Origin of the sequence: Gordonia mangrovi, assembly GCF_024734075.1 — a bacterium.
Taxonomy (GTDB): domain Bacteria; phylum Actinomycetota; class Actinomycetes; order Mycobacteriales; family Mycobacteriaceae; genus Gordonia; species Gordonia mangrovi.
This window is the reverse complement of record NZ_CP102850.1, coordinates 2,261,808-2,287,698: the sequence shown is the minus strand read 5'-3', so window position 1 is coordinate 2,287,698 and position 25,891 is coordinate 2,261,808. Positions and strand designations below refer to the sequence as shown.

Sequence of the window (25,891 nt, the reverse complement as noted above, 5' to 3'; positions counted from 1 at the left end):
CAGCTGACCGACCGCGGTCACCGACCGACACGGCCGGGGACGACGGCACGCCCGCACGGTCGGATGTGGCGGATAGATTGGGACGCATGCTTGCCTCTGCCACGCTGCTCCGTCGGCTGGGCCTGACCGTCGCCGTCCTCGGTCTTGTCGCGCTCGTCGCGCCCGCCGTCCTCCTGTCCGCACGGGCCCACGCCGAGCCGCCGTCGCGGCTCCCCACCCAGGTCGTGGACTCGGCCAACGTGCTCACCACCGCCCAGCGCACCGACCTGCAGGCGTCGATCGACCAGCTCTACACCGATCACGAGGTGCAGCTGTGGGTGGTCTACGTGCGCGACTTCGACGGAATGTCCGCCGAGCAGTGGGCCACGCAGACCGCGGCCATCAGCGATCTCGGCGACACTGACGTACTGCTTGCCGTCGCGACCGACGACCGCGCGTACTACTTCAACGCGCCCGAATCGGTGGAGGGCCTCGACCAGTCCGCCATCGAGGACATCGCGCGCGGCGACATCGTCCCGGCCCTGAAAGACAGCGACTGGGCCGGCGCCGGCCAGGCCGCCGTCGACGGCATCAACGCCGCGATGACACCGTCGAATGCCGGTCTCTACACCGCGCTCGCCGTCGGCGGGGTCGCGGTGGTCGGCGGTGGCGGCTTCCTGCTGTACCGGCGGCGCCGCAAGCGGCAACGCATCGAGGCCGGCGTGGAAGCCATGCGGGAGCAGGAGCTGACCGGCGAGCAGCTGGTGGCACAGCCGCTCGACGTGCTCGACCCGTGGTCGCGCGAAGTACTGACCGACACCGACAACGCCATCCGCACCAGCGAAGAAGAACTGGCTCTGGCGATCAGTGAGTTCGGGCAGGTGGAGACCGCGCCGTTCACCGAAGCCCTCGCCGAGGCCAAACGCGGGCTGGCCGAATCGTTCACCGTGCGTCAACTCCTCGACGACTCGATCCCGGAGACCCCGGACGAGCAACGCGCCATGCTGGTCCAGATCATCACCACCTGCACCGATGTCGATGCGGCGCTCGATGCCCAGGTGGAGAGCTTCGACGCGATGCGCAACCTGCTGATCAACGCCGATTCGCGGCTGGCCGAGCTCACCCAGAAGCTGGTCGCGGTGCGCGCCCGGATGGAGCAGTCGCAGATCAAGCTGGACTCTTTGATCGGCCGACACGGCGAGACGGTGCTCGTGTCGATCACCGACAACGTCGACCTGGCGCGCGAGGAGATCGAGTTCGCCGAACACAGCGCCGATCAGGGGCGGGAGGCCGTGTCGGCGCCGGCCGGCGAACAGGGGCCCGCGGTGGCGGCGATCCGCTCCGCCGAGGGTGCCCTGGAGCAGGCCAACCGGCTGCTCGACGCGATCGACAACGCAGAGGCGAATATCGCCGCCGCCCACACCCGGATGCCCGCACTGATCGACGAGGTCGACGGGGAACTGGCCGAGGCCGCGGCGCTGAGCGGCGACGGCGGTCCCGCACTGGCCACCGCGGTACAACGGGCGACCAGCGCACTGTCGGCGGCACGCACGGAGTTCGGTGACGACCCGCTCGGCACGTTCACCGCGCTGGTGGATGCCGACGCCGACCTCGACGACGCACTCGCGGATGCACGGGCGAGTTCGGCGGAGCGCCAGCGCCGCGCCGAGCTGCTGAACTCGGCGGTGACCGCCGCGCAGGCAAAGGTGTCGGCCGCGAACGATTTCATCTCGACCCGGCGCGGCGCCATCCAGTCCACTGCCCGCACCCGGCTCGCCGAAGCCCAGCGACTGCTGGCCGAGGCCACCGCCGCCGGTACCACCGACGCCGTGCGGGCCGCCCAGAGCGCCCGCCGCGCAGGCTATCTGGCCGACCAGGCGTTGATGGCGGCGCAGGGTGACGTAGTGCAGTGGCAACAGAACCAGACACCGCACCCGACGGGGCCTTCCGTCGGCGGTGCCGTGCTCGGCGGCATCCTGGTCGACAGTTTTCTGCGCGGCACCATGGGCGGCGGGCGCGGCGGCTGGGGAGGCGGCGGATTCGGCGGTGGCTACGGCAGCGGCGGCCGCAGCCCCGGCTCCTTCGGCGGTTCGGGCAGTTCCGGAAGGATCGGGGTCGGCGGCCGCTTCTGACGGGACTACTTGCAGGGGGCCCGGCCTACTCGGTGGATGTCCGACGCAGGCGGGTGTTGACGAATTCGCCCATACCCCAGCGTCCGAGTTCACGCCCGTAGCCGGAGCGCTTCACACCGCCGAACGGCAGTCCGGGCAGGGTGGTGCCGTGCTCGTTGACGTATGCCATACCGACCTCGAGCCGGTCGGCGACCTGCTGGGCCTTGTCCAGATCGGTGCTCCACACCGACCCGCTGAGCCCGAACCCGACGTCGTTGGCGAGTTCGACGGCGTCGTCGATCGACGACGCCCGGTACACCATGCCGACCGGCCCGAAGATCTCCTCGGAGTAGGCGTCCATCTCGCTGGTGATCCCGGTGAGCACCGTCGGGGCGTAGAACGCGCCGTCCCGGTCCAGCGATCGGCCGCCGGTGTGCAGTGTGGCGCCCTGTTTCACCGCGGTGTCGACCTGCTCGGCCACGCCGTCGCGCGCCGAGATCGACGAGAGCGGACCCATGTCGGTGTCCGGGTCCGTCGGATCGCCGACGGTGACCGACTCGAACTGGCTGACCAGCTCCTTCACAAAGTCGTCGTAGAGATGATCAAGGACGATGAAGCGCTTCGGCGAGTTGCAGGCCTGTCCGGCGTTGGACAGCCGGGCCTTCGCCGCGATCCCCGCCGTGCGCGACATGTCCTCGGTGTCGAGCAGGATGAACGGGTCCGACCCACCCAGTTCCAGCACCGACTTCTTCAGATTCTCCGCTGCGGTCTGCGCCACCGACGCACCGGCCTTCTCGCTGCCGGTCAACGACACACCCTGCACGATCGGATCGGCGATGAGGTCGGCGACCTGACCGCTGGACGCGAAGGCGTTGATGTACACGTCCTCGGGAACGCCTGCCTCGTGCAGGATCTCGGCCATCAGCTGTGACGACGCGGCGCAGATGGACGCGTGTTTGAGGATGATGGAATTGCCGACCATCAGGTTCGGCGCGACGAATCGCACCACCTGGTAGTACGGGTAGTTCCACGGCATCACCCCGACCAGTGGGCCGACCGGCCGTCGTTGCACGATCGACTCCTGCGCACCCTGCGGGTCGAGTGTCTCGGTCTCCAGCAGTTCCGGTCCGTGGTCGGCGTACCAGCGGTAGATGGCGGCGGCCAGCTGCACCTCACCGTCGGCCTCCGCCTTCGGCTTACCCATCTCGGTGGTGATCGCCGCCGACAGCTCATCGGCGCGCTTCTCGTAGATCTCCGCGGTGCGGGCCAGCACCTCGGCCCGCTGCTTCACGGGTGTGTCACGCCATTGGCGGAAGCCCGCGTCGGCGCGTTGCGCCACCGCGCGCACATCGTCGTCGGACAGGCCGGGGAACTCGCGTTCGGTCGCTCCGGTCGTCGGATTCGCGGTCACATACGTGCTCATCAATACCGTCCTTCCTGTCGGTCGTCGTCGGGTACCCGCGCGTCGGCGGACGTCAAACACTCCGGTGCGTACGGGGTGTTCTCCCCGCGTTCACGGTCACCTTTCCGACGGTTCTCTTGGACTCCCTAACGTCCTCACAGTTCTCCATTCAGCCCACTGGAGAGAGCGACCCGGGGAGGCCTCGAAGTGCGTATTCCGTTGCAGCTGTTCACCTCGACCGATCGGCCCGGCCGGTCCAGGCGAGCACACGTGACCTGCCAGTACAAGTGCGGGGAGGCATGCTGGCACGACCCGGGCAACACCAGTGACAACGAGTACTTCCGAGATGTGCTGCGGGCAAAGGCTTCTCGACGTGCTGTGCTCCGTTCCTCGGCCGGTGCGGCCGTGGCCGTCGGCGCGACGTCGTTGCTCGCGGCCTGCGGTTCCGACGATGCGTCCGACTCGGCGTCTGCGGCTTCGTCAGCCGTGGACGACACGCCTCCGCCCGGCATGGACTTCACCTCCGTGGCGGCGAACACCGAGGATGCGGTGGTCATCCCCGAGGGATACCAGCAGGAGGTCGTCATCGCGTGGGGCGATCCGGTGCTCCCCGGCGCGCCGGCGTTCGATGTCAACCAGCAGAGCCCCGAGGCGCAGGCGATGCAGTTCGGCTACAACAACGACTTCGCCGGCCTGATCCCGGTCGACGGTGTGTCAGGTCACCACTACCTGGTGTGCAACCAGGAGTACACCTCCGAGGAGTTCATGTTCACCGGCTACCAGAGCGGCGAACCCACCGAGCAGCAGGCCCGCATCTCCATGGCCGCCCACGGCATCACCGTCGTGGAGGTGTCCACCGCAGCCGGTACGGGAGCGGTGACCACCATCGTCGGCCCGCGCAACCGCCGGATCACCGCGACGACGCCGATGCGGCTGACCGGCCCCGCTGCGGGCAGCGACTTCGTCACGACCTCGGCCGACCCGACCGGCGAGACGGTGCTCGGCACCTTCGCCAACTGCGCCGGCGGGATCACCCCGTGGGGCACCATGCTGTCGGGTGAGGAGAACTTCGACGGCTACTTCAGCAACGCGAGCGCAGTGACCGACGCGACCGCGGCCGAGCGGCTCGACCGCTACTCCTTCGACGACGACTCCGACTACCACCAGTGGGGTCGGTTCGACCCACGCTTCGACCTCGCGCAGGAACCCAACGAGGCCAACCGGTTCGGCTACGTCGTGGAGGTGGATCCGCACGACCCGAACTCCACCCCGATCAAGCATTCCGCGCTGGGCCGCCTCAAGCACGAGGGGGCCACGATCCACGTGGTCTCGTCGGGTCCCGACGAGGGCACCGTGGTGGCCTACACCGGCGACGACGAGCGATTCGAGTACATCTACAAGTTCGTGTCGAGCCGCAAGATGAAGACGGGGGTGTCGGCCACCGCACGCAGCCACAACGTCGGCATTCTCGACGAGGGCACGCTGTACGTCGCGTCGTTCACCGGCGACAATCCCGACGCCATCGACGGTAGTGGTGAGCTGCCCGACGACGGGTCGTTCGCCGGCACCGGGACCTGGCATCCACTGTTGACGGTCAATGCCGACGGCTCGGCCCGCTCCCACATCGACGGGATGAGCCCGGAAGAGGTCGCGGTCTTCACCCGCATGGCCGCCGACAAGGCGGGCGCCACCAAGATGGACCGGCCCGAGGACATCCAGGCCAATCCGCAGTCCGGAAAGGTGTACTGCGCGTTGACCAACAACGACGAACGCGGCACCGACGGTGAGGCGCCGGCCGACGAGGCGAACCCGCGCAACGAAAACAAGAACGGTCAGGTCATCGAGATCACCGACAACCACACCGGCACCGATCTCACCTGGGATCTGCTGCTGGTGTGTGGCGACCCGGCCGCCGCCGACACCTACTACGGCGGCTACGACAAGACCAAGGTCAGCGCGATCTCCTGCCCCGACAACGTGGCCTTCGACCCGCACGGCAACCTGTGGATCTCCACCGACGGCAACGCACTCGACAGCAACGACGGGTTGTTCGCCGTCGCGCTCGAGGGCGACCAGCGTGGCCAGACCAAGCAGTTCCTCACCGTGCCGGCCGGAGCCGAGACGTGTGGTCCGATCATCGGCCAGGACCGCGTGATGGTCTGCGTGCAGCATCCGGGTGAGCTCGACGACCACTCCGCCGACAACCCGGCCTCGCACTGGCCCGACGGCGGCGACACCCAACCGCGGCCTGCGGTGGTGGCCGTCTGGCGGGACGGCGGCACACCCATCGGCGTCTGAGCCGCGCTCAGCTCTCCGACTTGCGTCCCACCACGAAGTAGGCGATCGGCCCGAAGTAGTTCAGAAAGCTCAGCGCCACCCACAGTGGCTTCGGGCCTTTCACCTGCTCGGCCGGTCGCCGCTTCAGGTCACGCAGTGCCGCACCCTGCAACGCGAACTGGACGACGGCACCGATGATGATCAACGCCTGAGACTTCGGCGGGAGCTCGGAGAACTTCTTCTTCGCAGCGGTCATGGCCTCACCCTAGTCGCCACTTCTGCTTCGCAAGCCTAAGGATTAGGCTGGTCACATGTCGGACGACGAGGCGTACCGGTTGGCGTCGGCCCTGCGGCCGACGGTGACCCGGCTCTACCTGACCCTGCGACGACGCACGCCGATCGCCGAGTATTCGGCCGCGCAGGCATCCGCACTGTCGGTCCTACTCGACCACGGTCCGCTGCGGATGGGCGAACTGGCCGAGCGTGAGTCGATCCGGATGCCCACCGCGACAGCGCTGATCGACGGGCTCACGAAGAACGGGCTGGTCGAACGAACACCCGACCCGGCAGACCGCCGCGCCGTCCTGGTCGGACTCACCGACCACGGGCGCACTGTGCTCGATCGGGTCCGCGGCCGCCGCGACACCATCCTGACCGCCGCCCTCGCCGGACTCACCGACGACGATCGCGCCGCACTGGCAGCCGCCGCACCCGCGCTCGAAGCGCTACGCCATCAGATCGAAGCTCTCCCGAATCCGGAAGGGTCCGAGACCACCGCCGGTTGATGCCGACATGTCATCGGGGCCGGAGGGTACTGATCTACGACCCGTCCGACCTCCCGATGACGCGCAGCGCCTCCGCACCGATGAGTCGTCCGAGTTCGGTGTACGCCGCGAACTGTCCTTCATCGAACCACTGATCTGACGTACTGTCGTGCGGGAATACCGGATTGGTGTTGGCGTAGGTCATGAGCCAGTCGGGGCAGTTCTGCCACAACACCGCCTTGGCCAGGATCAGTCGTCCGGTTGTGGGCCGACCGTCGAGCGGGGGGTAGGTGATCGTCGCGGTCACCACGCAGCCCTGGGTGATCCGCGCATTCAATGCCTCGAAGTCCTCGTCAGGGTCGAAGGGTTCGCCGCTACCGGGGGCGAGGTTCATGGCCGTGTGTTCGTCGGACCCGCCGACCTCGGGGAAGGTGAACGTCACCCCGAGTTCGGCGCGCGCCAGTCGGACGGCGTCGGCCAATGTGCTGAGATTGGGCGGGGTGTCGCCGCTCGCGTCGATACACACGATCGTCGTACAGCGCCGCCGTAACGCCTCCACCAGTCCGAGATTCTCGTAGTGGCCGCCGTCGGAGATCTGCAGCAGCCGACCGCGAGCCGAATTGATACCCAACACTTCCCGATACAGGTACCCCGCACCGCGATAGCGCGGCAGCCCGTGCGGCCACGCCCAGTTCTTGGGTTGCTGCGCCGAGGCGGCCAGGAACATCGGGTTGGGCAGCCATGTCCCCAGCCGCGCACCGGAGATGGCAAAGAGCTTCTGGTATCCCGATCCCATCCGGCCCATCGCCGAGGCGAATGCCGCGCCGCTGACGGCGACGGCCGCCTGGACGGTCAGGTCGCGCCGGATGCGTGGCGGGGCCAGTCGTTGCAGCGTGTGAGTCGACACCCAGCCGACGTCCGGTCCGCCGACGTAGTCGGTGCCGAAGGCGAACGGGACCGCGTTCAGACCTGCGGCGGGTTTCTCGCTCCCGGAGATGGTGGCAGCGGCGGCGAACACGAAATGTGGTGTGGCATCAGGTTCGTCGAAGTCGGTGAGTTCGGTGGATTCGCTGCTCGGATACGGGAGCGCGGTCACCTGTCCCGGGTTGTCGGTGCTGCGCATCCGACGGACGGCGAAGGCCCGGGCCAGCCGGCGGCGGTAGAACGGCTGCAGACTCGAGGAGGTGACATCGTAGAACGAGAGCGTCACCGCGAGGATGACGGCGATCGACAGCACCCACCAGACACTGCTGCGGTCGGTCTGACCGCCGGTAACCGGGTTGCCGGACAACATGTCACGGGTCTGCGCCGCCTGGTCCACCGGGTGGGCGACAACGGTGTCGAAGGTCCATGCGCCGACACCGCCGAAGGTGGCGAACCAGGTCAGGAGCACCACGGTCAGGGTCAGCAGCACCAGGAGAAGCTGGAGTGCGCCGCGCGGTACACCTTTGCGCGGTGCATCGGCCTTGCCCTTGAGTCCGGCGAACAGCTTTCCCACGGCCCCGCGGTTGCGCCACAGGATCGCGGCGAGCACCGCCACGTAGTTGAGGAGCGCGACGGCCGATGCGCTCCACGCGATTCCCGCGGCCGACGACGTGAGAGTCGTATCGGCGAGGCGCATCAGACCCGGTGCAACGACCGTCAGCACCGCGATGACGGCGACGGCCACCGCGAAGCACACGGCCGCGCGCGACAGTCGGCCCCGCCATCGCTCGCCGCGCTCACTCGCCGACCTGGCCTCCGTATAGCCCGCCACGACGAGCAGGAGAAAGCAGATCGCACCCAGCACGCCGAGCACCCACAGCGTCGCGGTCGAATTCGGCGCCAGACTCGCATGTTCGGGCTCCGGCGACGCCGCCGCGGTGTCGTCGGGGACCGGCACGATCGCTGCCATCGGAATGTAGGCGTAGACGAGGCCCGCCAGTACGCCCGCGATCACCGCCGGAGTGAACAGAATCGTGAGCGACAGCAGCATGTTCTTCGCGATGATGACCAGTGCCGCGATCATCTCGGCCGGACTGTCGGCGATGTAGCTGGACCGCCGACGGATGTAGTCGTACTCTTCGCTGCCCTCCGCGAAGAGATCGTCGAGCGGTGGTCGCTCGACGTCGTCGGCGCGGTACATCGCCTGCATGCCCTTCGGCCACGCACCGCGCTTGGGTGCGTTGCGCCGCATGGCCTGCAGGAATGCGCCGGCGGTATACCCGCCGCCGGACACCGACACCACGTAGTCCGGTCGCACGTCACCCGCCCCGCGTCCGGTGAGGCTCTGCATCGCACCGAGCGCGACGCTCGCCGACCGCACCCCACCGCCGGACAGACAAATCGCGGTCTTGTCCGCCGTGTCGGTGCCGGGTGTGAGGTACGCACGATCCCAACGGGATTCGTCGGCCCAGCGCTCGGTGGACGGCGTGGGCTGCCACACCTGCGCACCGTTGTGCTTGACCCACAGACGCGTCACCGCGGTGGTGAACAGCACGACGAACGACCAGAGTGCGATCACCGCACCGGGCAGCAGCAGCGCGAACTTCGCGGTCGCGAACACCGCCGACGCAGCGATACTGCCGAGTCGCCAGTCCGTTGCGAGGGCGAGGTTCTCCACCAGGTCCACCAGGCCGGCCGCCACGACGGCGCCGGCGGCAACTGTCGCGACCATGCGGTAGGGCCTGGTGAAGGCGAGAAGCCGGCCCAGGAGCGCGAGCCCGCCGAGTGCGAGCACGTAACCGAGGATCAGGCCGAGATCGGGCGCGACAGTGTCGCGCAGTTCGTCGAGCCGCGCCGGATCGCTCGGCGCGTGGCCGAACTCCCAGGCAATGATGCCCGGAGCGTAGGACGGACCGATGGTGACCGCGGCCAGCACCACACCGAGGATCACCACGATCCCGACCGACAGCACCGTGTTGCGGTCCGTCGGCTTCCGCTCCGCCGAGAACCGTATGCGCACGCGGCTCGGTATCACGCTCGGACCTGTCATCGTTCGCCTCGATTCCCCGGGTGCGCTCGCTCGACCGATGTGCTCTGTCTACACCCGTGGGTACGGTCTGGGCCAGAGTTGTCACGCCGGTGTCCGCAATTCGGATGACCGGACTTCTGTTGTTGAACGGGCGCTGACCTGCGGGAACATTCTTGTCGGTGGGGTGTCGTAGATTGGTTTCAGCGAGATCGAGTTAGTGATGTGAGTCGGGCGGGCTGTGACTGTCGGTCTGTTCCTTTCAGAGTTATGTGGGTTGTGGTCTCGTGCTGCCCCATTGCTGTCTCTGGAAGGTGTTGCTGGTGTCGGGTCCGGGTTGGTCGATCGCGTCGTGGTGGAGTGACGCCTCGCCGTGGCCGGACCTACCGTCGCTGTTCACCGGTGGCTTGCCGGCCGACGAGGTGGGGTCGCGGGAGACCAATGATCTGCTCGGCGCGCTGGTCGCCGATGTGCGGGGTGAGGCGTTCCTGGCGTGGCATCGCTATCAGATCGCCGCCGAACTGCACTCGCGCCCGGTCGGCAAAGAAGCCGATGATCACGCTCTGTTGCTGCATGACGGGTTCGCTGATTGCGCGGCGCGAATCGCGGTGAGCCAGGGCATCAGTCAGGGTGCCGCTGAGCAGTTCCTGTATCAGGCCGTTGCGCTCCGGGATCGCCTGCCGCAGGTGGCGGAGCGGTTGCGGGATGGGCGGATCACTGCCGAGTTGGTCATCAAGGTCATCTCCCGCACCGAACTGGTCGACGGCCAACCCTATGCCGCCGACGTCGATGCCGAGATCGCCGCCAACCTCGACTCCCACACCACCGCGTGGTCGGCGCATCGGCTGCGCGACATGATTGATCGCATCATTTTCCGCCACCATCCGGACGCGGTACGCGAACGTCGCCGCCAGGCCCTCGACAAGCGGGGTGTGCATGCGAAGAACACCGGCGACGGGATGGGCGAGATCTCGGCGACGATGGCCGCCGAAAACGTGCGTATCGCCGCCGACGCGGTCCGTGCACTGGCCGACGCGGTGTGCGACAACGACGAACGCACCCGGCAGCAGCGGGCGTCGGATGCCATGTTCGCCCTGTTGTCGGGCACGGCGTTCGAGTGCACCTGTGGTCTGGACACCTGTACGGCGGTGATTCCGGAAGCAACCACGGTGCCGCCCGCCGATGCCAAGATCGTGATCCACGTGGTGTGTGATGAGGCGACTCTGGACGGGGCCGAGCATGCCGGGTTCATCGACGGCTACGGCGTCGTCGACGATCAGCATGTCCGCGACCTGGCGGCCCGCACGGATGCGGTCATCAAGCCGATCGTGCCGAAGGGGACCGAGCCGGACGCGGATGGCGGTTTCACGGTGGATGCGCATCTGCCGTCGGATCCGTATCGGCCGTCCTCGGCGTTGGAAACCTTCATCCGGATACGGGACGGCTACAGCGTGATCCCCGGTAACGACACCCCCGCGTGGCGGGCCGACATCGATCATGTCGCCGAGTACAACTTTGCCGATCCCGCGCGGGGTGGGCAGACCGTGCCGGACAATCTGAACGTCAAAGACCGCTTCTCCCACATCCGCAAAACCTTCGGGGCGTGGCTCGACGATCAGTACCGCGACCGCCAGGGGCGGTTGCGTACCGAGTTCCGCACTCCCGAAGGCCTCGTCATCGGCGGCGATTCGGAGTGTATGGAGAAACTGTTCCCCGGGCTGCGGCGTATCCGGTTCAAATCACCGCCGCCGCCGGCCGCCGCGAAACCCAACGGTGCCGACCCACCGCCACCGACACCGCCCACCCGATCCATGCCCCGGGTGGCAGCCAAACATGCCCGCCGACAACAGGAACGCGAACGCAACCGACATCGACGACTCACCGAGGAGCAGCAGGACGGAGGCGATGGGTGATCACGCCGACTTCTGCTCGCAGGCGCTCACGAGGAGTTCGTACGTGAGCTGCAGCCCGCGGGCCCAGGGTCCGTATCCGGATCGGATTCCACCCACCGCAGTCGAGTTCCTCGGTACTCGGGTACCCCGCAGGAAGCGGCAGCTCCAGGTCGGCGGGCGTGACCAGCAGTGCACCAGCGATCTCCCGCGTCGGGTGTTGTGCCCAATGCACGGTGGTGATGACGCCGGCGCTGTGTGCCACCAGGACCACCGGGCCGTGCACCCGCTGCAGCACCTCGTCGAGAGCCGCGACCCGGGCCCGCCGGCTGAGCTTGTCCCGTTCGAGCGGTGCGACGGTGACCGAGTTGTCGAGTGCTGCGCCCAGATGGGTCTGCCAGTGGTCGGCGACGTGGTCGCGCAATCCGGGCACGATCACCACGGTCGGGTCGGCCCGGTTCATCGTGCACCGCCGACCGGTCGAGTGGCGAGCGTTGCCAGCTTCTGCACGCCGCGGGCGTGCAGCCGGTAGCCGACCGCCAATGCCACGATCGCGCCGACGTAGACGAGCGGCGACAGTTGCAACGCCTCACGCAAACCGAGACGGTCGGCGAGGATGCCGACGATGAACGGGCCCAGCGCCAACCCCAGCAGGTTGTTGGCCACCGTGAGCGTGCCCATCGCCGATGCCCGCACCGAGGAATGCGTCAGATTGGCGACCATCGCCGCCGTCGGGCCGGACGATCCCGCGGCGAAGAACCCACCGAGGCAGATCAACGCCACCTGCAGCGTGCCGGCGCTCAGGCCGAATCCCACCGCCAAGCACACCAGCGAGATCACGCAGAACGCTATCGCACTGAGCCATTTGCGTCGGATGTCCGTACGACCGACCCGGTCGGTGATGAATCCGCACACCACCATGCCGCTGCCGATGAGCAGAACGATGCCCGCCGCGGCGAGTCCGGCCTTGTCGGGGGTGAGGCCGTAGAAGCGATTGAAGAAGCTCGGTGTCCACGACAGCAGGACGGCCGCGGTGAACATCTGCAGGCCGCCACCGGCATACGCGCATAGGACGGCCGGGTTGGTGAAAAGACTCGACACCGGTGCACGCCGAGCAGCCGGCGCCGCGTCGCCGGCCACCTCACCGGATGGGCCGATGTCGTCGACACAGTGCTGCGCGACCTTGTGCTCGGTGACGACCAGCCGGAACAGCGCGACCAGAAGCAACCCGAACACCGCCATCGCCGCGAACGACCAGCGCCAGCCGAGGTGCACCGCGATCACACCGCCGAGCGCGACGCCGAGCACCGATCCGAAGGAGCCGCCGGCCATGAACGCGCCGCTCAGCGTCGCGTGCACCCGGGGTGCGAACACACTCAGCACCAGGGCGATGCCGACGCTGCCGTAGGCGGCCTCGCCGACGCCGACGAGGAAGCGGGCTCCCAGCATTTGTTCGTAGTTGGTGGCGATCGCGCACAGCAGGGTGGCGATCGACCACAGCACCGCCATCACGACGAGGCTGCGTACCCGACCCCAGCGGTCGGCGATCAGCGAGAGCGGCAGGGTCAGCAGACCCACCATGAGCGCGACGATGCTGGTCAGCGAGGCCAGTTCGGAGTCGGCGAGCGACCATTCGGCTTTCAGGAACGGGAAGACGGCACTGAGGACCTGTCGGGACATGTAGTCGGAGATCAACAGGCCGAAGGTGAGGGCGAACACGAGCCACGGGTAGATCCGACGACGGGTCGGGCGCGGCGATGCGGTGATCGCAGAAGGGGAGGAGCGGTCAGAGGAGGAGAGATCGGGGGACGGGAGGGCGGAGATGGGAGTACCCATGGGAGGCTCCTGGCGGTACAGGTGATGAAGGATGGAGCGGGGAAAGATGCGGTGGCGCATGTCGGTCACCCGAAGCTGCGCGACGACAGGTCGGCGACCGGACCGTCCCGAGACGGTCCGGTCCGGTCCGGTCACCGACGATGCGGGTGTGATGGGGTGTGGGCGTCCCGTCAGATCTGGGTCTGGAACCCGTGCTGGGTGAAGCCGACCTGGCCGGGGCGCCGGTTGGGCGCATACCCCAGCTTCGCCAGCGTCTCGTCGGCGTCCCGATACCGTTCGCCGATCCGGTAGATCTCACGGGCTTCCTTGCCGCCGGCCACTTCTCGCCCCAGCTCATTGGCGATGCGGACCAACTGCTCGATCTGTTGTACCGACGTCATCTTCGCACCGACGCGCCCCCAGATGGTGTCCTCGTTACCACATCGGGTGTGCAGGCCCATGGCGATCGCCATCGCGTTGACGGGCAGCACCGACCGCATCAGCGTTTCCAGAGTGAGGCAGGCACCGTCCGGGACGCGTTGGAGGAAGTTCATGATGTTGTACGGGTTGGGGCCGTCGAAGCCGCCACCGATGCCCACCCAGGTCAGGTTGAGCGGACCGGTGTAGACACCACGCCGGATGAGTCGCTCGACCGTCTCCAGCTGCGGGATGCTGGACAGCTGGAAATGCGGTTGGATGCCTGCGGCCTGCAACCGACGCAGGTGCTCCTCCACCCAGGCCGGACCGGCCGGCACGGTCATCTCGCGATAGCTCGCCGCCAGCTCGGGCCGCTCCATCGATGTGCCGGCGATGTCGTCGCGGGTCATCAGCTCCATGATGTTCATCTGGCTGGTGTTGATCGCGATGGTCACCTGATCCGGTGCCGGGTCGAGCTCGGCGAGCATGTGCCGGGTGTCATCAGAGAGCCACTTCGCCTCGGCGCCTTCACCTTCCGGGGCGAATGAAATCGATCCGCCGACCTGCAGGATCATGTCGGGCACGGCGTCGCGCAATCCCGCCAGGAGTTCGTTGAACTTCGACAGCCGCTTGCTGCCCTTGCCGTCGAGTTCGCGGACGTGGATGTGCAGGACGGTCGCGCCGGCCTCGTAGCAGTCGACGGCCTGCTGGATGTGCTCCTCCATGGTGAGGGGGAGGTCCTCACGGAAGTCGTCGATCTCCCACTCCGGGCCATACGGTGCGGCGGTGATGACCAGCTTCTCCTGGACCTCGGGGAACAGGGCGTCGTCGTGGAAATGCATGGTGGTCTCCTTCGAAATATTCTGTGGTGGTTGATGTGCGAGGTTGACGAGTGGTCAGAAGGGCCGGTCGCCGACGATGCCGGCGCGTTCCATCTTGCGGACGGCCGGCCAGTAGTCCTGGACGGCATAGTGTTGGGTGCTGCGGTTGTCCCAGATGGCCACGCTGTTCGGTGTCCAGCGCCAGCGGACCTGGTATTCCGGGATGGCGGCTTGGCTGATCAGGTAGTGCAGCAGGTTGGCGGCGCCGGGCGCGTAGTCGATGCCGAACCGGACGTTGTCGGCGGTGTGGTAGTTGACCAGATGCGTGGCGAACGAGTTGACGAACAGGATCTGCTCGCCGGTCTCGGGATGCGTTCGGACAACCGGATGTTCGGCGTCCGGGAAGCGGGTATGCAACGCCTCACGCTGCTCGACCGGCATCCGCGCACCGAAGCTCGCCTCGATGCTGTGCCGGGCGCGCAGGCCGGCGATGCGTTCCTTGACCGAGGCCGGCAACCGGCGATAGGCCTCGGCCATGTTCACCCAGATGGTGTCGCCACCGACGGCCGGAGATTCGACGCAGCGCAGGATCGCGCCCATCGGCGGGTTCTCCCGCCACGTCGCATCGCAGTGGTAGGCATTTTCGAAGTGCTCCGGCGGGCTGTCGAGGTCTTTGTAGATGCGTACGAGGCCGGGATGGTCGGGGTCGCTGCCGGCGACCGGGTGATCCTCGAGCGGACCGAAGCGTTCAGCGAGCGCGACGTGCTGGCTGCGTGTCAAGTTCTGATCGCGGAAGTACAGCACCTTGTGCTCCAGCAGCAGGGCGCGTAGATCGGCGAACAACGCGTCGTCGGTGGCGATCTCACCGAGATCCGCGCCGGTGATCTCCGCACCGATGGTGCAGGTCAGTCGTTCGACGTGGAAGGTGGTCGTGGTCGGTCGGGGACGGGTGGCGGTGGTCATCGGGGTTTCCTTGCGGTGGTGGGAGGCGGGCGGTGTCAGAGTGTGAAGACCGAAGAGCCGATGCTGCGCCCGGATTCCAGGTCCTGGTGTGCTGCAACGGCGTCGGAGAGCTCGTAGCGCTGGTTGATCCGGATCGCGATCCGCCCGGCGGCGACGTGTCCGAACAGTTCGGCGGCGAGTTCGCTTCGCTCGGCCGGGTCGGCGATGTAGTCGGCGAGCGCCGGGCGGGTCACATACACCGATCCGGCGATGGCCAGTTGCATCGCGTCGATCGGCGGGATCGGACCGGATGCGGTGCCGAAGCACGCCACCAGTCCGCGTCGACCCACCGACGCGAGTGAGGTCTCGAAGGTGCGCGCGCCGATGCTGTCGTAGGCGACTCGCACTCCCGCACCGTCGGTGAGTTCTCGGACACGGTGCGCCACATTTTCTTCGGTGTAGACGATGACCTCGTCGCAGCCGTGCGCCCGGGCGACCTCCGCCTTGGCCTCGCTGGACACCGTGCCGATCACCCGAATGCCGAGCAGTTGCGCCCACTGGGCGAAGATCAGTCCGACGCCGCCGGCGGCGGCCTGCAGCAGCACGGTGTCGCCGGCATCGACCGGCCAGATGCGCCGCAACAGGTAGGCGGTGGTCAATCCGCGCATCGTCATCGCGGCTGCGGTGTCGAAGCCGATGTCATCGGGTAGCGCGATCAGGTGCTGTGCGGGCATCACCCGTTCGGTGCTGTAGGCGCCGAGCGGGCTGCCGGTGTAGGTGACCCGGTCGCCGGGCCGGAAGTCGGCGACGGCGGGGCCGACCGCTTCGACGACTCCGGCGGCCTCCACACCCATCCCGGCCGGAAGCGGCGCCGGGTAGAGGCCGGTGCGGAAGTAGGTGTCGGCGAAGTTGAGTCCCACCGCCTCGTGACGGATGCGGACCTCGCCCGGTCCTGGATCGGAGACCTCGACCGCTTCCCAGCGCAGGACTTCCGGTCCGCCGGTCTCGTGGAATCGGACTGCTTTCGCCATGGTTCGGCACCTCCTGTGATCTCCGACCAACTCATCCGCACAGTCGCTGTGATGCTGTGCTGCGCTGGTTCGTTTTGTGATGAACACCACGATATGGCGGTTGGAAGGTCCGTTCTTTTCTATACGGGACACATGACTGTTCATTCGGGGACACACTGGAAAGATGAAGCCGCTTGCCCGATACGCGGCCCTCAACAACTTCGTCGAGTTGGGGCATTCGCTGGGCCTCGACCCGGCGCGACTGATGCGCGACGCCGGTCTGGATCCGGCCAGCATCGGACTACAGGACCGGTGGATACCGGCCGAGGCGGCCGTCGAGGTGCTCGAACGCGCCGCGGCCGCCGCCGACCGCGACGACATCGGCCTGGCCCTGGCACAGTTCCGCCGGCTGTCGCATCTGGGCCCGCTGAGCCTGGTACTGCGCGAGGAGCCCGACGTGCGCAGTGCACTGATGCTGCTGATCCGCCATCAGCACATGTACAACGAGGCGCTGCGTATCCGGTTGAGCGAGCAGTCGGGCATCGCGACAGTGCGCGTCGCGCTCGACCTGGGTCATCCCGGACAGTTCCGCCAGTCCACCGACCTGGGTGTCGGTGTGCTGCACCTGCTGATCCAGGGATTCATCGCACCGGGTTGGCGTCCGCTGAGCGTCGCGTTCGCGCATCCACCGCCACGCGACCTGCAGCTGTGTCACTCGCTGTTCGGTCCGCAGGTGCGCTTCGATGCCGACTTCAACGGGATATCGCTTTACTCAAAGGATCTCGACACGCCCAACGCGATGGCCGATCCGACGATGCGGCAGTACACCCAGGATCTGCTGGCTGACTTCGAGCCGGCAGGCGCCCCGTCGACCGAGCGCCGGGTACGCGAACTCGTCGAACTGTTGCTGCCCACCGGCCGCTGCTCGGTCGAGCAGGTGGCCCGGAGTCTCGGCGTCGACCGGCGCACCGTGCATCGGCGGCTCGACGATGAGGGCACATCGTTCTCCGCCATCCTCGACGACACCCGCGCCGAACTCGCCCAACACATGGTGACCAGTCGCCGCCAATCGATGATCGCCATCGGCGAGTCCCTCGGTTTCTCCTCACCCGGGAACTTCAGTCGCTGGTTCCGCAAGCGGTTCGGCCAGTCGCCCACCCAGTGGCGCGCCGCCACCCATCTGATCAGCGTGTATGAGAACCCGCCTCAATCCAGCCAATCCAGCACCGAGGCCGCGGTCCAGCTCTGCTGCATGCTGCCCAGGGGTTCGCCGGTGAAGGGTTCGTAGTACTCGGCGAATGCGCCGTCGGTGGCCTGCCGCAGCCCCTCCTCACGCAGCCGCGCCGATCGTTCGGTCCAGCCGCGGCGGGCGAACGCCCAGCTGAACAACCACGTCATCACCGGCCACACCGGGCCGCGCCAATACTCGCGGGCACGGAAGTCCATCGAGATCGGTGAGGTCGACGGCGGCACCGCGTACCGCAGATCGGGGTGCCCGCAGAAGCGCGGGCCGTCGAACAGTCGCAGCAATGCCCGCTCCCGTTCGCGCGACAGCCCGCCGCAGATGAGTGGTGCGAACACCGCAAGGGTCTCGGTGTTGATCCACTGATCGGTGCGCAGATCGTAGTCGCGGGCGGCACCGTTGCGTTCATTCGCCGAGGCCACCACACCGGCGCGGAAGCGGTCGGCCCAGGCACGCAGGTCGCGGACGTCGGAACGCGGCTTGGAGTAGTCCTCACCGATGGTGGCGAGCACATCGCAGGCCACCGAGAAGATGGCGCTGACGAAGACGTCCTCGACCGCGAAACTCATCACCTTCGGCAGCAGGTCGTCGTCGTAGTTCGAGCGTTTCATCTGCTCGACGAGCCACAGGTAGCGGTCGTACTCGAGGTCCGACGGCCGCATCGAGAGGTCGCCGACATGGTCGAGGTCGGCGCGGACGTAGGCGGGCAGATCCACGCCGGGGACGACGTTGGCGTAGGGGCGGTCCCACCGCGGCGAGTTGTCCATCCCCGACTCCCACCCGTGGAACAGGGTGACGCGGCCATTGCCGTGCGGGTCGCGGGCGTGGGCCAGCCAGCGGTGCCACCGCACCAGCGACGCCCAGCGTCGGTCGATGAACTCGTTGGCGACCGACCGGGTGGTGCGTCCGTGTCGTCGGGAGTGGTCGAGGATGCGTTGGACGGCGATCGCATGCACTGGCGGCTGGGTGATGCCCGAGGTGTCCGGGGCGTCGGGCGCGGCCGGCGCCAACCGAGCGCATTCCCAGCGCGATGGGCCCGGGAAATAGCCGTCGCGGCCGTTGGCGAACACGATGTGCGGGATCATGCCGTTGTCCCACTGCGCGGAGAGCAAGGTGTCCATCTCCATCACCGCGCGCTCCACCGAGAGCGGCGCCAGGCCGACGGTGACGAAAGCGGCGTCCCAGCTCCACATGTGTGGGTACAGCTTGGGCGCGGCGCTCGTCATCGTGCCCAGATCGTTGCCGCGCAGCAGGTACGCGGCGCGGGCTGACAACTGAGTCGGGGTGAATCCATACCGGGCCACCCGTCGATTCTGCACCGCGACGACCATCGTCGCGCAGTGAGGAGTCCGCACACGGGCGACGGGTAGCGTCAACGCCGTGTCGACCGCATTGATCACCGGGGCGAGCCGCGGCCTCGGAGCCGAGATCGCTCGGCAACTCGCCGGTACCCACGACCTGCTGCTCGGCGGCCGCCCGTCGCCCGAACTCGATGGCCTCGCCGGTGAGCTCGACGGCGCGAGTACTTTCCCGGTGGAGCTGACCGACTATGCCGAGGTGGAAGCCGCTGTCGAGGCCATCTCGTCGCTCGACGTGCTCGTCCACAACGCGGGTGTCGGCAGCAGCCTCGAGACCGTCGCCGACACCCCGGTCGAGGAATGGCATCAGGTCCTGGAGGTGAACCTGGTGGCGGCTGCGGAACTCACCCGTCTTTTGCTGCCCGCACTTCGAACTGCACGCGGACATGTGGTCTTCATCAACTCCGGCGCCGGACGGCGCGCCAAACCGCGCTGGGCGCCGTATGCGGCGAGCAAGTTCGGCCTGCGCGCGCTCGCCGACGCGCTACGCGCCGAGGAGCCGACGCTACGGGTGACCTCGATCTTCCCCGGCCGTATCGACACCGAGATGCAGCAAGACATCGTCGCCCGCGAAGGCAACGACTACGACCCGTCGAAGTTCCTGAGGACGTCGACGGTGGCCGGGGCGGTGGTGCACGCCATCCACACGTCCTCCGACGCACATCCCGAGGAGATCGTGTTGCGGCCGACCGGGCGGGGTTGATTCGGCCCCTGCGGAGCGAGCCTGCGAACGCGCCGCCCTGAGGAGCGAGCTTGCGAGCGTCTCGAAGGGTCTCGAAGGGTTACAGCTGCTTCAGATCCGACTGCTCCCACACCGCCCGCATCGACGACACCTTGCCGTCGGCGTTGAACACCATGATGTCGATCGGGGTGATCTCGAACTTCATCCCGGCGGTACCGGTGACCAGGGTGAACTCGAAGACCGCGGTGTCACCGGCGACCTTCTTCCACTTCAGCGTCGCAGTGCGCTCGTCCATCCCGGTGATGACGGAGTAGAACTCGATCAGCTGCTCGCGGGTGGTCCGCAATTCAGCCCCGATCGGGTCCTCGACGGTGGCGTCGGGCGCGTAGAGGTCGGCAATCTGCTCGGCCGTACCGTTGTTCAACAGTTCCACGTACGCGTCCACCGTGGCGTTGATCTGCTCGCTCAGGGTTCCCTGCTCCACCGTCATGGCCGGCCTCTCGTCATCGAAATAGAACATGTTCTAGTTTCACTGACGGTAGCACTGCAGGCCGGTGGGCCACCCGCTGTTCGGCCAGATCCGGATCGGCACGCACCCTTGGATAGCCGTCAAACCGCATCAGACCACGTCGAGCGACCGTCCAAGCAGCAACAGCAACAACACGTGGCGGAGGTCGTCGTGAATCGACCGAAGGTTGTCGACTCGTCGTGCACGGACCTCGCGGGCAACCAACTCCACGGCCACAGCTGCTGCCGCCGTCGCTTCGACGGTCGTCGGCTCGCCGCCGATCCCGGCTCGCCCGCGAAGCGCGATACCGATGTGCCGCAACGACTCTGCGAAGAGCGCAGCACGGCCGTCGCGGGACTCGAACGCCCGCGGGCCCACCGCCGGCAATTCCACGAAGTACGCCCAGGACGCGGCGGGCCGCGCGGCCCACAGCTCGAGGTACTGGGCGACGCCCTCGTCGAATGCGCGAAACGGATCGTCGACCTCGGCGATCCCGGCGACCGACTGGTTCATCAGATCCCGCAGACCATCGCCGAGTTGCTCGCAGACCGCAATGAAGCAGTCCGCTTTGTCGGCGAAGAGCGAATAGAACGTGCGGTCGGAGACCCGCGCCCGCCGCACCACTTTGGGCACACTGGCGCCGGCATAGCCGAGTTCGCTGACGAGCTCCTCCATCGCCTGGAGCAGCCGGGCTCGTTGCGACGCGCGCACCTCGCCAGTGGAGAGCTTGTGTCGGCCGCGAGGCAGCGGCACCGCAGCGGACGAGCTGCCAGCGTCGGGCACGGCACCCCCTTTCACCTGGCCTGCATTCTGCCATGAAGCCCCGCCCGTCTCGGGCAGGGTTGTCTTTGGGAACGCACGCGTGTTTAATTCGCGCCGTGACTCTTCGACGCAGCACCGCCGCTTTGTCTCTGATCGTCGCCGGCGTCCTGGGGGCAGTCGGCGCCGGACCGGCCGAAGCCGTCCCGGATAGTCCGCCCAATGCAGTTCAAGCGGCAGTCATCGCCACCAAGGCCTTCACGTACGGGTTCCCGTTGATGGAGTTCGAGCGTGTGCGCGCGGAATCCGCGAGTACACCCTGCGCCGGTCATCGCGGCGAATCAACGATCAACCTGCTGACTTCCAGCGACCACTTCATGAAGCCGGAGGCACACATCGTGGTCGCGCCGAACGTCGACACCCTGTACTCGATGGCGAACATCGACCTCAGCAAGGGACCCGTCGTGCTGTCGCACCCGGATATGGGCGACCGCTATTTCTCGTTCCAGTTGATGGACCCATACACGAACGTGGCGGCCTACGTCGGGTCCCGCACCACGGGATCCGACGCGGGTCGCTACGCGATCAGTTGGTCCGGGAACCCCGGCACGGTGCCCGGGGCGACGACCATCACCGTCGATCACGCGCGCCTCTGGCTCATCGGACGCACACTGGCCGGTGACGAGGCCGACCAACGTGCCGCATTCGAGAAGATGAAACATTACAGCCTGACCCCGCCCGGAGGAGCCCCGCGGTCGGCGACATGCGACTTCGAGTCGGTCACATCGATCGGCCAGCCCGACGGTATCGCCTGGCTGGACGCGCTCAGCGCGGCGATGAAACACAACCCGGCGCCGCGCCGCGCCGCCGCCGCGGTCGCCGAACTCGCCCGGATCGGCGTGGGACCGGGTCTGCGGGTGAGCCAGGCCGGGCTGTCGCCTGCGGCACAAGCCGCGGTGGACCAAGCGGTCCGCGCCGCAGCCGCCGCCCTGCCGGAGACCGCACGCGCATCGCAGCAGGCGACCGCACTGCGCAATCGCGGCTGGGGTGCCCCGCCGGACAACATCGGCGACTACGGCACCGACTACGTCACCCGAGCAGGTGTGGCAGAGATCGGCCTGGGAGCGAACACACCCGCGGAAGCCGCCTACAACCCCGCCTTCTCGAGCGTTGACCTCTTGCCCCTCGACGGTCGGCTGTCGCCGTACCGACTTCACTTCGCTGCAGGCGAGGAACCGCCGGCCGACGCCTTCTGGTCGGTCACGGCCTACGACGGCGATGGATATCTGGTGCCCAAGAATCGACACAGCGTGAGCGACAGCCGTCCGGACCTCGTGCGCCGACCCGACGGAAGTATCGACATCGTCTTCAGCACTCACCGACCCACCGATCCGTCGGTCAACTGGCTGCCGGTTCCGGCCGGTCCGTTCCGCGTCTACCTGCGAACGTATGCACCGAAAGCACCTGTGCTCGACCACACCTGGACTCCGCCTGGCATCGAGCGGTACTGAGAGCCGGTCCGGCATACGGACGGTATTCGTCCGCAAGGGTGGCCGGAGGTTGTCCGCCGAGCCCGAACGAGTCCGACACCTTCCCGACGCAGCCCGCTGCGCACGGTCATCTCGCGCCGATGCCATGTCCGGCGTGTGTCCAGAAGTTGAACACGCAGGCCATTGTCCGCATGAGGCTGTGATTCTAGTCTCAGTTCCAGCGGTTCAGTCCAACGAATTAAGGAATTCCATGATCGACGATGTGTTCGTTGTTGATGCGACAACGCACAGTTACAATTACCTGCCGGACAACAACGCGGCAGGACACTATTCTGAGGGTGTCACCAACGCTATTTTCGGTGCGCACTACGCATTGTCCCCCGCCGGATATCGAATTCCTCGCGAGCATTACGTGCGAGATTGGGGAGTCGATGAAGCCGCCTCGATGATGTTCTTGGAAAGCGATTACGACATCGCCTGCCACCACGTGCTGGCACTGACCGCGTACAAGGATGGCGGCAGTGGCCTTGCCAAGGCCAGGGAGGCACGAAAGCGCTGGCCGCAGCGATTTCAGGTGTACGCGGGCGTGGACCCGATGTTCCCTGAGGCAGCGGTGGACTCCTTGGAGCAGCAGGTCGAGGAACTTGCGCCCATCGGATTGAAGCTGTACCCGAATTCTTACAGTGCCAGTGGTGTTCGGGGATGGCATATGGACGACCCGGAGATTGCGTTCCCGCTCTTCCAAAAATGTCTCGATCTCGGAATCAAGGTGGTCGCCATCCATAAAGCGGTGCCGTTGGGGCCGGTTCCCATGGAGCACTACCGGATGGACGACATCGATGCTGCGGCGGATGCATTCCCTGATCTCCAATTCGAGGTCGTTCACGGCGGCGCGGCCTTTGTCGAAGAAACCGCATTCCAGTTGGCACGGTTCTCCAACGTTTGGGTCAACCTCGAGATCACCGCGAGTCTTGCCTGCGCCAAGCCGGCCGCGTTTGTGCGCATCATGGCCGACCTGGTCAGTCAGGCCGGACCCGACGCATTGCAGCGCATCATCTGGGCCACCGGCGCCAGCGTCTGGCACCCGGATCCGCCGCTGCAGTGGTTCTGGGAGAAGTTCGGATTCTCTGAACAGCAACGCGAAGGCGAGGGACTCCCGGAGATCACGCCGGCAGTCAAGCGAGCGATCCTCGGGCAGAACTGGCTTTCCATGCATGGTCTCGACGAAGCCGTGCTCGCGGCCGGTATCGCCGGCGACGAGTTCGCCATCGAGCGCGCGCGCGGCAAAGCAGACCCGTATTCGACAACACTCTCGAAGGGTGTTGCGGAATGATCACGCCATCAGTGGAAACCATCCTGGAGAAGCTGGCGGGGGTCGTCGACCCGTGCAGCGTCGCGGCCGATGTACCACTGTCGATCGTTGACATGGGGATGGTCGAGAGCGTCGATGCAGATGACGACGGACTCGTGCGGATCGCACTGCGGTTGACGGCGCCGATGTGTCATCAACTCCCCTACTTCGAGATGTCGATCGAGGAGTGCCTCGGTGATGTCGTCGGCGTGACCGGTGTCGAATGCAGTTTCGATCATGGCCAGCATTGGACCGCCGAGATGCTCACGCCGGCCGCCTCATTGCAGTTGCGGAGTCACCGTGAGGCGGTGGCCGGTCGTGCGGGCCGGGCTGATCTTCGAATCCCATGACCTGCACCACCGAGCGCACGCAGCGGATAGGATGTCCATCGGTACTTGGCAAGGACAGTGTTGTGACATCAGAAGCCTCGATGCGGGAGCAGATCGCCGAGTCGTGGAAACGTTCGGCCGGTTATCGGGTGCGCCGCGACTCGCTCGAGTTGCGGCCGGTGGAGTACGACCCCGAGGCCCGGTTCCTCCGACTTGCAGCGCCAGTCCTGGAGTCGCTGTCGGAGCAGGTTGCCGATGCAGGAATCAGCGTCACACTGGCTGACCGTGACAGTACGATCGTGTGGCGCCACTCGGCGGACCGACGATCTGGCTCTGTACTCGACAACCATTTCGTCGCACCTGGTTTCAACTTCAACGAAGACCAGGTGGGCACCAATGGCATGGGTACGGCGCTGGCGACCGAACGGCCCGCGGTCGTGTTGGCCGGCGAGCACTTCAAGGATTCACTCGACGTCTTCTGTTGCGCGTCGGCACCCATACGGCACCCGCTCACGCGCCATGCCCTTGGTGTTCTGAACCTGATGTGTCGCGCCGACGACTACAGCAAACTGATGTTGCCCATGGTGCTCCGCGGGGTCACCGACCTCGAGCGGCGGATCGTCGACGACAGCAGCGCCCACGAACGCATCCTGTTCGACCGTTTCCTGGCAGAACCGCGTCGGCGCGCGACACCGATCTTCGTCGTGAATGACGCGCTGTTCATCGCGAATGACGAAGGCGGAGCCCTCGACCTCGATCACCGCATGGTGCTCGACACGGTTCGCGCGGCCCATGCGCAATCTGTCGCCACCGTTGCGCTCCCGATCGGATCGGTGGTGATGGATGCGACCGTGGTCCCCATCGAGAACGGTGACCTACTCATCGGTGCGATCGTTCGGCTGCACCGCCGAACGGCGCACGGCGGTGGGTCCCCGCGGGCCAGCGCATCCGAGACCGACGAGGACCTGAGCACTTCAGTGCGAAGGAAGCTCGATTCCGGCGAAACGCCCCTCCTTTACGGTGAGGCCGGAACGGGGAAATCGACGCTTCTCCGACAAGCGTTCGGGCTGGGCGGCCGCTGCGACCCACCGGAATCCGGGGACCTCTACGTCCACGACTGCCTCGATCCGTTGTCGGATATCGACGAGCTGATCGCGGCGGTCCAACGTGGGGCCGGCGACGTCCTGATCACTCACGTCGATGCACTACCCAGCCAAGTGTGCAGCTACCTGGGCACGATACTGCGGACACCAGCACGACAGGCACGCTTCGTCGGCGTGACCGCGACGTGTGACAACGCGAGGTCGGTGGAGAAGATCGCGACGCCACTGGCCGCCCGTGCGGTCCGGGTGGCTCCCGTTCGAGAGCGTCCGGGTGTCATCGAAGCCCTCGCGACCAGCCGAGCCGCGCAGGCACCCGCAGGCCCTCGAACTTTGACACCGGCTGCGCTACAACGGTTACGCACGCACTCGTGGCCGGGCAACTTCCGGGAACTCGACGCCGTACTGTCGAGCCTTGTCACACAAGGTGGGCTGTCCACCATCTCGGTGCACGACCTACCCGAGCTGTTCTGGCGGGCGGATGTCACCCGGGAACGTCTCACCCCTATCGAGCTCGGCGAGGCCCAGGTCATTCAATCCACGCTGGCGGCCGTCGACTGGAACAAATCCGCGGCAGCATCCCGGCTGCAGATGTCACGAACCTCGTTGTACAAGAAGATTCGCCGATACCGCATCGTCCCCTCGTGATTGCAGAGCACATCGCGCTCCGCGCGGACTAGCAGACCCACAGTCT

Annotated in this window: 20 protein-coding genes and 1 pseudogene; 10 read left to right on the top strand and 11 right to left on the bottom strand. The window is 66.9% G+C overall.

Features of this window, described 5'->3' with window-relative positions; genetic code table 11:
• Positions 1-86: 86 nt before the first annotated feature.
• A complete protein-coding gene (locus tag NWF22_RS10430; RefSeq protein ID WP_160901650.1) occupies positions 87-2,111 on the top strand; it encodes a TPM domain-containing protein in 2,025 nt (674 codons plus the stop codon).
• Between the two features lie 25 nt (positions 2,112-2,136).
• Here the strand turns inward: NWF22_RS10430 and NWF22_RS10425 are convergent, their stop codons facing one another.
• Complete coding sequence (locus NWF22_RS10425) at positions 2,137-3,513, bottom strand: NAD-dependent succinate-semialdehyde dehydrogenase (protein WP_160901649.1); 1,377 nt, start codon at positions 3,511-3,513, stop codon at positions 2,137-2,139.
• A 186-nt stretch (positions 3,514-3,699) separates the two neighbouring features.
• Between NWF22_RS10425 and NWF22_RS10420 the strand changes: the two genes are divergently transcribed.
• Positions 3,700-5,790 (top strand): PhoX family protein, encoded by a 2,091-nt coding sequence (locus tag NWF22_RS10420; protein WP_160901648.1) that lies wholly within the window; start codon positions 3,700-3,702, stop codon positions 5,788-5,790.
• Between the two features lie 7 nt (positions 5,791-5,797).
• Here the strand turns inward: NWF22_RS10420 and NWF22_RS10415 are convergent, their stop codons facing one another.
• A complete protein-coding gene (locus tag NWF22_RS10415) occupies positions 5,798-6,025 on the bottom strand; it encodes a PLD nuclease N-terminal domain-containing protein (protein WP_160901647.1) in 228 nt (75 codons plus the stop codon).
• Positions 6,026-6,080: 55 nt separating this feature from the next.
• Between NWF22_RS10415 and NWF22_RS10410 the strand changes: the two genes are divergently transcribed.
• Positions 6,081-6,554, top strand: coding sequence for a MarR family winged helix-turn-helix transcriptional regulator (locus NWF22_RS10410; RefSeq protein ID WP_160901646.1), 474 nt, complete (start codon positions 6,081-6,083; stop codon positions 6,552-6,554).
• Between the two features lie 34 nt (positions 6,555-6,588).
• Here the strand turns inward: NWF22_RS10410 and NWF22_RS10405 are convergent, their stop codons facing one another.
• Positions 6,589-9,477, bottom strand: coding sequence for a patatin-like phospholipase domain-containing protein (locus NWF22_RS10405; protein ID WP_160901645.1), 2,889 nt, complete (start codon positions 9,475-9,477; stop codon positions 6,589-6,591).
• A 329-nt stretch (positions 9,478-9,806) separates the two neighbouring features.
• Between NWF22_RS10405 and NWF22_RS10400 the strand changes: the two genes are divergently transcribed.
• Complete coding sequence (locus NWF22_RS10400; RefSeq protein ID WP_258321381.1) at positions 9,807-11,396, top strand: DUF222 domain-containing protein; 1,590 nt, start codon at positions 9,807-9,809, stop codon at positions 11,394-11,396.
• Between the two features lies 1 nt (position 11,397).
• Here the strand turns inward: NWF22_RS10400 and NWF22_RS10395 are convergent.
• From NWF22_RS10395 to NWF22_RS10375, 5 genes and pseudogenes are all read right to left on the bottom strand, one after another.
• Positions 11,398-11,835, bottom strand: a pseudogene (locus NWF22_RS10395) (RBBP9/YdeN family alpha/beta hydrolase); the annotation flags it as partial.
• The gene (locus NWF22_RS10390; protein WP_160901643.1) at positions 11,832-13,208 is read right to left on the bottom strand and encodes an MFS transporter; all 1,377 of its coding nucleotides are present in this window, start codon (positions 13,206-13,208) and stop codon (positions 11,832-11,834) included. The pseudogene NWF22_RS10395 and the gene NWF22_RS10390, both read right to left, overlap by 4 nt.
• Positions 13,209-13,378: 170 nt before the next feature.
• Positions 13,379-14,446, bottom strand: coding sequence for a beta-keto acid cleavage family enzyme (locus NWF22_RS10385; RefSeq protein ID WP_160901642.1), 1,068 nt, complete (start codon positions 14,444-14,446; stop codon positions 13,379-13,381).
• A 54-nt stretch (positions 14,447-14,500) separates the two neighbouring features.
• Positions 14,501-15,388, bottom strand: a complete 888-nt coding sequence (locus tag NWF22_RS10380) for a TauD/TfdA dioxygenase family protein (RefSeq protein WP_160901641.1) — start codon at positions 15,386-15,388, stop codon at positions 14,501-14,503.
• A 35-nt stretch (positions 15,389-15,423) separates the two neighbouring features.
• On the bottom strand, positions 15,424-16,398 hold the full coding sequence (locus tag NWF22_RS10375) for a quinone oxidoreductase family protein (RefSeq protein WP_160901640.1): 975 nt from the start codon (positions 16,396-16,398) through the stop codon (positions 15,424-15,426).
• Between the two features lie 163 nt (positions 16,399-16,561).
• On the opposite strand from NWF22_RS10375, the gene NWF22_RS10370 reads away from it, so the two are divergent.
• Positions 16,562-17,665 carry an AraC family transcriptional regulator gene (locus tag NWF22_RS10370; protein WP_160901639.1) on the top strand — a complete coding sequence of 368 codons (1,104 nt, stop codon included), beginning with the start codon at positions 16,562-16,564 and terminating at the stop codon, positions 17,663-17,665.
• Here NWF22_RS10370 and ggh read toward each other — a convergent pair.
• Positions 17,584-18,924 (bottom strand): glucosylglycerate hydrolase, encoded by a 1,341-nt coding sequence (gene ggh, locus NWF22_RS10365; protein ID WP_160901638.1) that lies wholly within the window; start codon positions 18,922-18,924, stop codon positions 17,584-17,586. The genes NWF22_RS10370 and ggh overlap by 82 nt on opposite strands.
• Before the next feature lie 76 nt (positions 18,925-19,000).
• On the opposite strand from ggh, the gene NWF22_RS10360 reads away from it, so the two are divergent.
• Positions 19,001-19,681: an SDR family oxidoreductase gene (locus tag NWF22_RS10360; RefSeq protein WP_160901637.1), complete on the top strand. Its 681-nt coding sequence runs from the start codon at positions 19,001-19,003 to the stop codon at positions 19,679-19,681.
• A gap of 79 nt (positions 19,682-19,760) precedes the next feature.
• On the opposite strand, the gene NWF22_RS10355 is transcribed toward NWF22_RS10360, so the two are convergent.
• Both NWF22_RS10355 and NWF22_RS10350 read right to left on the bottom strand, forming a co-directional pair.
• Complete coding sequence (locus NWF22_RS10355) at positions 19,761-20,150, bottom strand: nuclear transport factor 2 family protein (protein ID WP_160901636.1); 390 nt, start codon at positions 20,148-20,150, stop codon at positions 19,761-19,763.
• 129 nt (positions 20,151-20,279) lie between these two features.
• On the bottom strand, positions 20,280-20,951 hold the full coding sequence (locus NWF22_RS10350) for a TetR/AcrR family transcriptional regulator (protein WP_160901635.1): 672 nt from the start codon (positions 20,949-20,951) through the stop codon (positions 20,280-20,282).
• 95 nt (positions 20,952-21,046) lie between these two features.
• Here NWF22_RS10350 and NWF22_RS10345 point away from each other — a divergent pair, with 95 nt between their 5' ends.
• The 4 genes from NWF22_RS10345 to NWF22_RS10330 all read left to right on the top strand — a co-directional run bounded on the left by NWF22_RS10345 (position 21,047) and on the right by NWF22_RS10330 (position 25,845).
• Positions 21,047-22,438, top strand: a complete 1,392-nt coding sequence (locus NWF22_RS10345; RefSeq protein WP_160901634.1) for a DUF1254 domain-containing protein — start codon at positions 21,047-21,049, stop codon at positions 22,436-22,438.
• A gap of 229 nt (positions 22,439-22,667) precedes the next feature.
• Positions 22,668-23,750, top strand: coding sequence for an amidohydrolase family protein (locus NWF22_RS10340; protein WP_160901633.1), 1,083 nt, complete (start codon positions 22,668-22,670; stop codon positions 23,748-23,750).
• Positions 23,747-24,118 carry a metal-sulfur cluster assembly factor gene (locus NWF22_RS10335; RefSeq protein WP_160901632.1) on the top strand — a complete coding sequence of 124 codons (372 nt, stop codon included), beginning with the start codon at positions 23,747-23,749 and terminating at the stop codon, positions 24,116-24,118. Before NWF22_RS10340 ends, NWF22_RS10335 begins: the two co-directional genes overlap by 4 nt.
• Positions 24,119-24,180: 62 nt before the next feature.
• On the top strand, positions 24,181-25,845 hold the full coding sequence (locus tag NWF22_RS10330; protein ID WP_160901631.1) for a sigma-54-dependent Fis family transcriptional regulator: 1,665 nt from the start codon (positions 24,181-24,183) through the stop codon (positions 25,843-25,845).
• The last annotated feature ends 46 nt before the right edge of the window (positions 25,846-25,891 follow it).

Bases quoted from the DNA above. Each gene is read 5' to 3' on its own strand.
- NWF22_RS10425 (WP_160901649.1), bottom strand. From the start codon at position 3,513: ATGAGCACGTATGTGACCGCGAATCCGACGACCGGAGCGACCGAACGC.
- NWF22_RS10335 (WP_160901632.1), top strand. From the start codon at position 23,747: ATGATCACGCCATCAGTGGAAACCATCCTGGAGAAGCTGGCGGGGGTC.
- NWF22_RS10410 (WP_160901646.1), top strand. From the start codon at position 6,081: ATGTCGGACGACGAGGCGTACCGGTTGGCGTCGGCCCTGCGGCCGACG.
- NWF22_RS10340 (WP_160901633.1), top strand. From the start codon at position 22,668: ATGATCGACGATGTGTTCGTTGTTGATGCGACAACGCACAGTTACAAT.
- NWF22_RS10390 (WP_160901643.1), bottom strand. From the start codon at position 13,208: ATGGGTACTCCCATCTCCGCCCTCCCGTCCCCCGATCTCTCCTCCTCT.
- NWF22_RS10415 (WP_160901647.1), bottom strand. From the start codon at position 6,025: ATGACCGCTGCGAAGAAGAAGTTCTCCGAGCTCCCGCCGAAGTCTCAG.
- NWF22_RS10380 (WP_160901641.1), bottom strand. From the start codon at position 15,388: ATGACCACCGCCACCCGTCCCCGACCGACCACGACCACCTTCCACGTC.
- NWF22_RS10370 (WP_160901639.1), top strand. From the start codon at position 16,562: ATGAAGCCGCTTGCCCGATACGCGGCCCTCAACAACTTCGTCGAGTTG.
- NWF22_RS10375 (WP_160901640.1), bottom strand. From the start codon at position 16,398: ATGGCGAAAGCAGTCCGATTCCACGAGACCGGCGGACCGGAAGTCCTG.
- NWF22_RS10385 (WP_160901642.1), bottom strand. From the start codon at position 14,446: ATGCATTTCCACGACGACGCCCTGTTCCCCGAGGTCCAGGAGAAGCTG.
- NWF22_RS10355 (WP_160901636.1), bottom strand. From the start codon at position 20,150: ATGACGGTGGAGCAGGGAACCCTGAGCGAGCAGATCAACGCCACGGTG.
- NWF22_RS10430 (WP_160901650.1), top strand. From the start codon at position 87: ATGCTTGCCTCTGCCACGCTGCTCCGTCGGCTGGGCCTGACCGTCGCC.